The 10,709-nt window shown below is 73.0% G+C and carries 9 protein-coding genes; all 9 read left to right on the top strand.

The window, feature by feature from the left end; all coding sequences use genetic code 11:
* Positions 1-317: 317 nt before the first annotated feature.
* Complete coding sequence (locus V6U81_RS28360) at positions 318-941, top strand: hypothetical protein (protein WP_334494043.1); 624 nt, start codon at positions 318-320, stop codon at positions 939-941.
* Positions 942-1,086: 145 nt separating this feature from the next.
* A complete protein-coding gene (locus V6U81_RS28355) occupies positions 1,087-1,548 on the top strand; it encodes a DUF948 domain-containing protein (protein WP_334494038.1) in 462 nt (153 codons plus the stop codon).
* Positions 1,549-1,580: 32 nt separating this feature from the next.
* Entirely contained in the window at positions 1,581-1,886 is a 306-nt protein-coding gene (locus V6U81_RS28350) for a hypothetical protein (RefSeq protein ID WP_334494037.1), read from the top strand.
* Positions 1,883-4,561, top strand: coding sequence for an alanine--tRNA ligase (gene alaS, locus V6U81_RS28345; protein ID WP_334494035.1), 2,679 nt, complete (start codon positions 1,883-1,885; stop codon positions 4,559-4,561). The genes V6U81_RS28350 and alaS overlap by 4 nt, the downstream gene beginning before the upstream one ends.
* A 69-nt stretch (positions 4,562-4,630) precedes the next feature.
* Positions 4,631-5,092, top strand: coding sequence for a Holliday junction resolvase RuvX (gene ruvX / locus V6U81_RS28340; RefSeq protein ID WP_334494033.1), 462 nt, complete (start codon positions 4,631-4,633; stop codon positions 5,090-5,092).
* A complete protein-coding gene (gene mltG / locus V6U81_RS28335) occupies positions 5,089-6,294 on the top strand; it encodes an endolytic transglycosylase MltG (protein WP_334494031.1) in 1,206 nt (401 codons plus the stop codon). The genes ruvX and mltG overlap by 4 nt, the downstream gene beginning before the upstream one ends.
* Before the next feature lie 45 nt (positions 6,295-6,339).
* The gene (locus V6U81_RS28330; RefSeq protein WP_334494029.1) at positions 6,340-7,161 is read left to right on the top strand and encodes a shikimate dehydrogenase; all 822 of its coding nucleotides are present in this window, start codon (positions 6,340-6,342) and stop codon (positions 7,159-7,161) included.
* A 143-nt stretch (positions 7,162-7,304) separates the two neighbouring features.
* Positions 7,305-8,843, top strand: coding sequence for a family 16 glycosylhydrolase (locus tag V6U81_RS28325; protein ID WP_334494027.1), 1,539 nt, complete (start codon positions 7,305-7,307; stop codon positions 8,841-8,843).
* Between the two features lie 98 nt (positions 8,844-8,941).
* Positions 8,942-10,195 (top strand): hypothetical protein, encoded by a 1,254-nt coding sequence (locus V6U81_RS28320; RefSeq protein WP_334494041.1) that lies wholly within the window; start codon positions 8,942-8,944, stop codon positions 10,193-10,195.
* Positions 10,196-10,709: the final 514 nt, after the last annotated feature.

The raw sequence follows: 10,709 nt of genomic DNA, 5'->3' as shown, positions 1-10,709 counted from the left end.
TCCGACTTGTGGTCGCCCGGGCCGCCGCGCCGGGCCGGCCGCAGCCGGGCCCCGAGGAGCGCGCCGGACGGCCGTCCTCGCCGCAGGGGCAGCCCGGCCGGCCCGAGTCGTCCGGCGTCGCCGTCGTAGCCTCGGCCGCCCGGGCGGAGGCGCCACCGGCCGTCGCGCGGGCGTCCGCCGTGGTCGCTCCGACCGGTCCGCGGCCCGAGCCCGCCGGCCCGGTCAGCGGGCCACCGTTGCGTCCGTCGGCCGGGGAGGAGACCGACGACGCCGGTCCGGGTGGCCTGCGCGGCGCCCGGTCCGAGCTGCGCCGGCAGATGCGCGAACGACGCCGGCTGCGGCTGGGCATCCTGGCGCTGGTCACCTTGGTGCTGCTCGGCGCGGTCCCGCTCTACTTCGGCATCCGGACGCTCAGCCACGACCCCGTCTTCGACACCCTCGACGAGTTGGGCGTGCCGGGCTGGGCGGCGGTCAAGACCGTCGACAACGTCAGCGGCAGCCGCTGGTGCCTGCAGGACTGCCGGCTGCGCGAACGCACCGTCACCTCCGACCGTGCCCCGGAGGAGACCGCCCGGGTCTACTCGCAGGCGCTGGCCGCCGAGGGCTGGCGTCCGTGGCAGGTCGCCCGCTGCCCGGAGCAGAAGGAGAAGGGCAGCTACACCTGCTGGCGCCGCGACGAGCTGACCCTCGACCTGTGGGTACGGCAGCCGACCTGCGTACCGCCGCCGGTGAACGGGGCGCCGGCGGTGCCGCCGTCCCCGGTGCCCCCGCCCGCTGCGGGAAAGTGCACCGGATCGTTGGTGTCGGTGAAGGTGCGCAACGCGATCGACGACGAGCGGACCCGGCCGCAGCCGAGCACCGACCCGTCGCTGACCGGTGAGGATCCGTTCCCGACGTTCACCGACGACCCGCTCGGAGAACCCACCGGCTCACCATCCTGAGCCGGTTTCCATCACGGACGGTAGGGTCTGGGGCTGGCGAACCCGCCGGCCCCGCTGACCCCTGGTGAGTCGATGGACGCCGAGTGGGTCGGACGGTCGAGTGCCGGGACGCCGGGTCCCGGAACTCTGTATGAGGAGGACAGGCGTGGAGCCTTTGGATGTCGCGGCGTTGGTCGCGGCGATCGCTTTCGCGATGCTGGTGCTGATCCTGACGCTGCCCATCCTGCGGCTCCGCCACACCGTGGACGCCGCGACCCGGATGATCAACGACCTCAACGAGCAGACCACCCCGCTCCTGGGCGACGTCAACACCACGGTGAAGAACGTCAACACCGCCCTGGAGCAGGTGCAGACCTCGCTGGACGGGGTCAACCTCCAGCTCGCCAAGGTCGACACCATGACCACCCACGCCCAGAACGTCACCGCAAACGTGGCGAACCTGGCGACGGTCGTCTCCGCCGCCGCGGCCAACCCGCTGGTCAAGGTGGCCGCCTTCGGCTACGGCGTGCGCCGGGCCGCCTCGGCCCGCCGGCACGCGGAGACCGAGCGTGAGGTGCGCGACACCATCAAGCAGCAGCGTCGCGCCGCCCGGCGCGGCAACCACTGACCCGACCGGCGGCGAGCAGAAGGAATGAGACCATGAGGCGACTGTTCTGGCTCGGCATCGGTCTGGCCGTGGGTGTGGTGGTGGTCCGCAAGGCCACCCGTACCGCTCAGGCGTACACCCCGGCCGGGATCGCCAGTGGGCTGTCCGAATCCGCTGGCGGCCTGGTGGAGTCGCTGCGTAGCTTCGTGGAGGACGTCCGGGTCGGGATGGCCGAGCGGGAGCAGGAGATCCACGAGGCGTTCGCGCGCGGCGAGGCGTTCGACGACCAGTTCGCCGAGCTGCGGGAGGACCCGCGCATCGGCGACCGAGAGATCTTTCCGGAGGAACACCAGCGATGAAGACGGCGGAGATCAAGCGGCGGTACCTCGCCCACTTCGAGGCGAACGGCCATGCCGTGGTGCCGTCCGCTCCGCTGCCCGCCATCAACGACCCGAACCTGCTGTTCGTCAACGCCGGCATGGTGCAGTTCGTCCCCTACTTCCTGGGGCAGCAGACCCCGCCGTACCGGCGGGCGGTCAGCGTGCAGAAGTGCATCCGTACGCCGGACATCGACGAGGTCGGCAAGACCAGCCGGCACGGCACGTTCTTCCAGATGAACGGCAACTTCTCCTTCGGTGACTACTTCAAGTCCGGGGCGATCCCGCTCGCCTGGGACCTGGTCACCAAGTCGGTCGCCGACGGCGGCTACGGGCTGGACCCGGAGCGGGTCTGGCCGACCGTCTACCTCGACGACGACGAGGCGTTCGAGATCTGGCGGTCGGTCGGCGTGCCGGCCGAGCGGATCGTGCGCCGCGGCAAGGCCGACAACTTCTGGTCGATGGGCATTCCCGGCCCGTGCGGCCCGTGCTCCGAGCTCTTCTACGACCGCGGTCCGGAGTACGGCCGCGAGGGTGGGCCGGCGGTCGACGAGGACCGCTACATGGAGTTCTGGAACCTCGTCTTCATGCAGTTCGAGCGGGGCCCGGGCACCGGCAAGGAGAGCTTCCCGATCCTGGGCGACCTGCCGGCGAAGAACATCGACACCGGCATGGGCCTGGAGCGGATGGCCTCCATCCTCCAGGGCGTCGACAACCTCTACGAGATCGACGAGGTCCGGCCGATCCTCGACCGGGCGGCCGAGCTGACCGGCAAGCGCTACGGCGCGCACTCCGGGCACGTGGCCAGCGAGTCGCACCCGGACGACGTGCGGCTGCGGGTGGTCGCCGACCACGTGCGGACCGCGCTGATGCTGATCGGCGACGGGGTCACCCCGAGCAACGAGGGTCGCGGGTACGTGCTGCGCCGGATCATGCGGCGGGCGATCCGGGCGGTGCGGCTGCTGGGCTGGCAGGAGCGGGCGCTGCCCGAGCTGCTGCCGGTGGCCCGGGACTGCATGGCTCCGTCGTACCCGGAGCTGGCCGAGGAGTTCGACCGGATCTCCCAGTACGCGTACGCCGAGGAGGACGCCTTCCTCTCCACGCTGCGCGCCGGCACCACCATCCTGGACACCGCGATCGCCGAGACGAAGTCGGCCGGCAAGCCGGCGCTCTCCGGCGACAAGGCCTTCCAGCTGCACGACACGTACGGCTTCCCGATCGACCTGACCCTGGAGATCGCCGGCGAGCAGGGCCTGCAGGTGGACGCCGAGGGCTTCCGCCGGCTGATGGCCGACCAGCGAAACCGGGCCAAGGCCGACGCGCAGGCCCGCAAGACCGGGCACACCGACGTGTCGGCGTACCGGTCGGTGCTGGACGACGGCGGGGCGGTGGAGTTCACCGGCTACACCGAGCTGAACCGCGAGTCCCGGGTGCGGGCGCTGCTCTCCGGCGGCGCGGCGATCGGCGCGGCGGTCGAGGGCGACACGATCGAGCTGGTGCTGGACACCACCCCGTTCTACGCCGAGGGCGGTGGGCAGCAGCCGGACCAGGGCCTGATCACCGTGGGCGGCGGCCAGGTCGAGGTCTTCGACGTGCAGCAGCCGGTGCCCGGCCTGATCGTGCACCGGGCCAAGGTGTTGCGGGGCGAGGTGCGCGCCGGCGAGACCGGGTACGCCGAGATCGACGTGACCCGGCGCCGGGCCATCTCCCGCTCGCACACCGCGACGCACCTGGTGCACCAGACCATGCGCAACTTCCTCGGCGAGTCGGCGACCCAGGCCGGTTCGCTGAACGCGCCGGGCCGGCTCCGGTTCGACTTCAACACCCCGACCGGGGTCTCGCCGAGCGTGCTGCACGACGTGGAGCAGCAGGTCAACGAGGTGCTGCTGGCGGACCTGGAGGTGCACGCCTTCATCACCACCCAGGAGGAGGCCCGCCGGATCGGCGCGATGGCGCTCTTCGGCGAGAAGTACGGCGAGCGGGTCCGGGTCGTCGAGGTCGGCGACTACGCCCGGGAGCTGTGCGGCGGCACCCACGTGGCCCGCTCGGCGCAGCTGGGCCTGGTGAAGATCCTCTCCGAGGCGTCGGTGGGCTCCGGCGTACGCCGGATCGAGGCGCTGGTCGGCATGGACGCCTTCGGCTTCCTGGCCCGCGAGCACCTGCTGGTGTCCCGGCTGGCGGAGCTGTTCCGGGTGCCGGGCGACCAGGTCGCCGACCGGGTCGAGCAGACCGTGACCCAGTTGCGAGACGCGGAGAAGGAGCTGGAGAAGCTCCGCGCCCAGCTGGTGCTGGGCGGAGCGGCGGCGCTCGCGGGGCAGGCGAAGGACGTCCACGGGATCGCGTACGTCGGGACCGAGGCGCCGGAGGGCGCGGCCGGCAACGACGTGCGGACCCTCGCCCAGGAGATCCGCGGCAAGATCGACCCGGCGCGGCCGGCGGTGGTCGCGGTCGCGGCCCGGGCGAACGGCAAGGCGTCGCTGGTGGTGGCCGTGAACGGGGCGGCCCGGCTCCGTGGGCTGGCGGCCAACGACCTGGTCAAGGCGGCCTTCTCCGGCCGGGGTGGCGGCAGCCCGGACGTCGCGCAGGGCGGCGGCCTGCCCGCGGCGGAGGCGCCGAAGCTGCTGCTCACCGTCGAGAAGGCGATCGCCGACGCGTGATCGTGCACGAGGGGAGCCAGGGCGGACCGGACCGGTCCGCCCTGGCCCGTTCCGTCCGGGGAGTGACCGGTGGGTGAGTTGACCAGGGGTGTCCGGCTCGGCGTGGACGTCGGCCAGGTTCGGGTCGGGGTGGCCCGGTCCGACCCGCACGGCGTGCTCGCCACCCCGCTGGTCACCCTCGCCCGGGACCTGACGGCGGCGCCCGACGCGGTGCCGAGCGACATGGCGGAGCTCACACACCTGATCGCCGAGCACGAAGCGGTCGAGGTGGTGGTGGGCCTTCCGGTCAACCTGGCCGGGAAACACGGCCCGGCGGCGCAGCATGTGACGGCGTATGTGAGCCGTTTGGCCGATGTAATAGCGCCGGTTCCGGTGACGCTCACCGACGAGAGGATGTCGACCGTCGTGGCGTCTCGTAGGCTGGCGGAGCGAGGCGTCCGGGGAAAGCGCCAACGCGCGGTGGTCGATCAGGCCGCCGCGGTCGAGATCCTGCAGAGCTGGCTAGACGCGCAGCGGAGGCGGACGAAATGATCGACGATTTGGACCTCGGGTTCGACGAGCCGGAGAGGGGTGAGAAGGGCCGGCACCGGCGCGGCTTCGTCGAGCGGCGCAACGCGAAGAAGAAGTCCGGTGGCGGCCGGGGCAAGACGGTCTTCGCCCTGTTCATGGCCCTGGTCCTGCTGGGCGGGATCGGTGGCGGCGCCTACGTCGGCTTCGACCGGATCCGTAACCACTTCGTCACCCCCGACTACGACGGCGGCGGCAGCGGCCAGGCCCTGGTCGAGGTGAAGCAGGGCGCGTTGATCGCCGACATCGGCGACGCGCTGGTCGCGGCGGACGTGGTGAAGAGCACCAAGGCCTTCATCGAGGCGGCCGAGGCGAACGCGCTGGCCAAGAACATCCAGCCCGGGCTCTACAAGCTGCGCAAGCAGATGAGCGCGGAGAAGGCGCTCACCATGATGCTGGACCGGAAGAACAAGGTCACCAACCAGGTGACGATTCCGGAGGGCCGCACCGCCAAGAACGTCTACAAGATCCTCTCGGACAAGACCAAGATCCCGGTCAAGGAGTTCGAGGCGGCGGCGAAGAATCCCGAGGCGCTGGGTGTGCCGGCCTTTTGGTTCAACCGCAAGGACGGCAAGAAGGTCACCAAGTCGATCGAGGGCTTCCTCTACCCGGACACCTACGAGATGCCGCCGAACGCGACCGCCGAGGGCATCCTGAAGGACATGGTGGCCAACTTCCTCACCGTGACGACTGAGCTGAAGTTCGTCGAGACCGTGGAGGCCAACCTCGGCGGGGTCAGCCCGTACGAGGCGTTGATCGTCGCGTCGCTCGCGCAGGCCGAGGCGGGTAACAAGGACGACCTGGGCAAGGTCGCCCGGGTGGCCTACAACCGGGTGTACAAGGAATTCCCCTGCAACTGCCTGGAGATGGACGTCACGGTCAACTACTACCTGGAGCTGACCGGCCAGAAGACCAAGACGTCCGCCCAGATGACCGCCTCTGAGCTCGACAACCCGAAGAACCCGTACAACCGGAAGCTGAAGGGTCTGCCGCCCACGCCGATCGACAACCCCGGCAAGCAGGCGATGCAGGGCTCGATGGACCCGCCGGACGGCAAGTGGTTCTACTTCGTGGCCATCGACAAGCAGGGTCACTCCGCCTTCGCGGAGACGTACGCGGAGCAGCAGCGTAACGAGGCCAAGGCGAGGGAAGCCGGCATCATCTGACCCCCCGGCTGGCTCGGGTCGGAAGTCGTGGGACGGGGGAGTGACGTGACGGTGCACCGGGCCGCGGTGGTCGGCAAGCCGATCGCGCACTCCCTCTCCCCGGTGATCCACCACGCCGGCTACGCCGCCGCCGGGCTGACCGGCTGGTCGTACACCCGGATCGAGTGCGCGGCGGCGGAGCTGGCGGAGCTGGTCGCCGGCCTGGGCCCGGAGTGGGTCGGCCTGTCGGTCACCATGCCCGGCAAGGAGGCCGCGCTCGCGGTGGCCGACCGCGCCTCGCCGGTCGCCGCCGCCGTCGGCGCCGCCAACACGCTGGTACGACGTCCCGGCGGCGTCTGGTACGCGGACAACACCGACGTCGTCGGCATGGTCGAGGTGCTCACCAACACCGGGGTGACGCCGGGCGCCCGGGTCACCGTGCTCGGCGCGGGTGGCACCGCCCGGGCCGCGCTGGCCGCCTGCGCCCGGCTCGGCACCGGCCCGGTCACCGTCGTGGCCCGCCGGGAGGCCGCGGTGAACGAGCTGCGCCCGGTGGCGACGGCGGTCGGGGTGGAGCTGGCCGCGGCGCCGTGGGACCGGGCCACGGCGTACCTGGACACCGACGTGGTCATCTCGACGGTGCCGAAGGGGGTGGCCGACCAGTTGGCCCACCGGGTCCACTGGGGACCGTCCACGGTTCTCTTCGACGCCCTCTACGACCCGTGGCCGACCCCGTTGGCCGCGTCCGCCCTCGCCGCCCGGCTGCGGGTGGCCTCCGGGCTCGACCTGCTGCTGGCCCAGGCGATCGACCAGTTCCAGCAGTTCACCGGGGTGCCCGCGCCGGTCCATGCGATGCGCGAGGCGCTGGCCGGGGCGGCCCGCCGGTAGCGCCCCGCGTCAGCCCGCGCCCGCGACGGCGTCACTCTTATGCTTTGGTTAAGTCATCTCGTCGTGTGGGTTTTGTCCGAACGGCGGGTGCGAAGCGTCGATACGCTGCGGCGGGTAATCACCGCCGACACAGGGAGTGTTCCTTGACCAGGCACGGACTCCACCGCGCCGCACCGGTCATCGGTGCCCGCCGCAAGGCCGTCGTCCTGAGCGTCCTCAGCGCCGGTGTGGTCGCCGGGGTGGTGGCCAGCATGATGCCGCTGCTCGCGGCCGAAGTGTCACCGGTCGTGCTCACCGCCGCCGCCGACACCACCGCCACCCAGGTGCCGCAGGACGGTGACAACGGCGTGAAGACCACGCTGGCCAGTTGCCCGCGGCTCTGCGACGGCAACGGCAACGGCCAGCGCGACGCGCTGATCGAATTCACCGTGCGGGGCCTGCCCGCCGACGCCCGCGACGTCCGGGCGAGCCTGCGGGTGTACGCCTGGCAGCCGTTCTCCTCCCGGGTGCGGGCGCACACCGCGCAGGGCACCGCCGCCGGGGCGGGCGCCTGGACCTCCCGGCCCGCCCTCGGCCCGGCGCTCGCCGCCGTCGACCGGGTGAGCCAAGGCTTCAACACCTGGGACGTCACCGGCGCGGTCACCGGCAACGGCCGAGTCACCTTCGCCCTCACCCAGGAGAACTGGAACACCCGCATCTACTGGGCGTCGAAGGAGAACACCCGCACCACCATCCGGCCCCAGCTGGTGCTGAACTACAGCCGGGGCGGCGACGCGCCGGTCCGGCCCCCGACCAGCTCCACGCCGGCGCCGACGACGCCCGCCGCGCCGCCGCCGTCCGCGCCGCTGCCGTCACCGACCCGGACGGTCGCGCCCAGCCCGACGCGCACCGCCACCACCGCGCCCCCGCCTCCGCCGACCACCACCCCACCCGCCCCGACGCCGACCGTCGCGCCCGGCGACCAGGTGCCCGGCTGGCGGCTGGTCTGGTCCGACGAGTTCAGCGGGCCGCAGGTCGACCTGTCCCGGTGGAACCTGCGCGACAACGAGGGACGCGACATCGACAGCGGCTGCAACGTCGACGACGCCGACAACACGTTCACCTCCGGCGGCGTGCTCACCCTGCGGGCGCAACGGGAGACCGCGGTGTGCAGCTCGCAGACCCGCCAGTACACCCAGAGCTACCTGGACACCATCGGTAAGGCCTCGTTCCAGTACGGCCGCTTCGAGATGCGGGCCCAGTCCCCCAACGGGCCGACCGACTCACGGGGGCTCTGGCCGGCGTTCTGGCTGCGCCCGGACGACGGCGGCAACGGCGAGATCGACGTGGTGGAGTTGCCCGGCGGCAGCGACTTCTACCGGGCCGCCACCCAGGGCATCTTCTACGACTACACCCCGGTGAAGCAGGACCAGCGCTGGGCCTTCCCGAACGGCGGGTACCCCGGTGACGGCTTCCACACGTACACCACGGAGTGGGAGCCGGGCGTGATCCGCTGGTACGTCGACGGGCGGCAGGTCTGGCAGCGCGACCGCAGCACCACGCCGTGGTTCGACCAGGCCTTCAACAAGCCGTTCAACATCCGGCTGAACTTCCAGGTCGGCGGCTGGCTCGGCGAACCGGACGCGGCCACCCACTTCCCGGCCGACTTCAAGGTGGACTACGTCCGCGTCTGGCAGCGCTGAGGAGACCGGCACGCCGCCCGGTGGGCTCCGGCCCGCCGGGCGGCGGCTTGCCCGCTGCACCTATCGTGTCCGCCAACGCGGCCCGGGCGGCGGGCGGGATGGGGGACGGCATGACGACGGCAGCGGATCCGCGGACCCGGCGGGACGGCCTGGGCTGGGTGAGCCGGGCCATCTTCGGCGACCCGCGACTCCGGCTCGACGTCTCCGCCGCGCCGGCCCCCGCGCCCGCCGGTCACCGGGTCGCCGCCCGGTACGCCGTGGTGCCCTCGGTGGAGCGGGCGAAGTTCCTGCTGCCGCTGGCCTCGCGTCGGGTGGGGGCGGCGTCGACCCTGGCGTACAACGCGCTGCGGCCGCCCCGGGTCCGGGCCAACCGGCTCGCGGTGGGCCTGCTCGCCGGCGCCGGCGCCACCGGCCTGGCTCGGATGCCCGTGCTCACCGTCGCCGTGCCGACCGACGTGGACCCGGCCGAGCTGCTGCTGGCCGAGCGGATCAGCCAGGTCGAGGGCCGCCGGCTGCACGCCGCCATCGGCATCCGCCCGCCGGACCCGCACCACAAGCCGACGTTGCAGCTCTTCGACGACCGGGGCGCCGCGCGGGCGTACGCGAAGATCGGCTGGAACGACGCGACCCGGGCGATGGTCGGCGCGGAGGCCGACGCGCTGCGGGACCTGCCCCGTGACGGCGGTGACTTCCCCGACGTGCCGGGCCTGCTGCGCGAACTCACCTGGGCGGACCTCCGGGTGACCCTGGTCGAGCCGATGCCGGCCCGGGTCCGCCGGCTGCGCCACCCGCAGCGGCCCCGGGTGGCCGCGATGCTGGCGGTGGCCCGGCGGGGTGGCCCGGCCCAGGCTCCCGGGCCACTGCGTGACTCACCCTTCCTGGCCGACCTGACCGCCCGCGCCGCCCGGGCCGGCGGGGCGGTCGACGCCGCGCTGGCCGCGCTCGTCGACCGGGACGGCGCGACGACCCTGGAGTTCGGACACTGGCACGGCGACTGGGTGCCGTGGAACCTGGGCACCCACCGGGGTCGGCTGGTCGCCTGGGACTGGGAGAACAGCGGCACCGACCGGCCGGTCGGCTTCGACCTGGCCCACCAGGGGTTCCAGTGCGCGCTGTCGCTGGACGGCCGGCCCGCCGGCGAGGCGACCACGGCGATGGTCGACCTGCTGGAGCGGCACGGCGCGGCCTTCGGGCTCGACCCGGCCCGTCGCCGGCTCGTCGCCGACGCGTACCTGGTCGAGCTCTGGCTGCGCACCGCGGAACTCGCCGCCGGTGGGGGCGGCTGGAGCGACAAGCTGCACCCCGCCCTGCTGCACGTGCTGGCCGACCGGTTGACCCTGCCGGTCCGCTGACCGGTCCCGCCGACCCGCCGGCCGGGTCGGCGCCCGTCCCGGCGGGAGGGACGGCTGTCGGCCTGCCGACCGGGAAAAGCGGGGAAAAGCCGCAGGACGGGCCTCGCGGCTACCGCTCGCGCGCGGCGTTCCACTAGGGTGGCAACACTCGATCACCATCTGCCGGCGACGGCGTGGTCGATCCGGTCCGGGACGGCGTGGGGCCCCTCCGGGTCGTGAAGTGCGGGGCAGGTCCGGCCGAGCGCCGGCGGCAGGGGGACCAATGGCATCGGTAGGCGTCACGCGACGGCCCGCGGCCGGGTCGGCGTACGCCGCCGTGCCCGCCGCCCGACCCAGGGGCGGTGCCCGCCCGTGACCCTCATCTACGCGCTCGGCGCGCTCGCCGTGCTGGTGCCGGTGGTGCTCGTTCCGGTGGCGGCCACCCGCTGGGTGCCGCGGGTGCGGTCCGGCCGGGCCGCCGGGCGGCTCCGCGCCGCCGTCGCCGGGCTCACCGACGCGCTGGGCCGGCCCGGCG

It is taken from the genome of Micromonospora lacuserhaii, assembly GCF_036902735.1.
Classification (GTDB): Bacteria; Actinomycetota; Actinomycetes; order Mycobacteriales; family Micromonosporaceae; genus Micromonospora.
The sequence above is the reverse complement of the archived record's forward strand: the minus strand, read 5'-3'. Positions and strand labels throughout refer to the sequence as shown.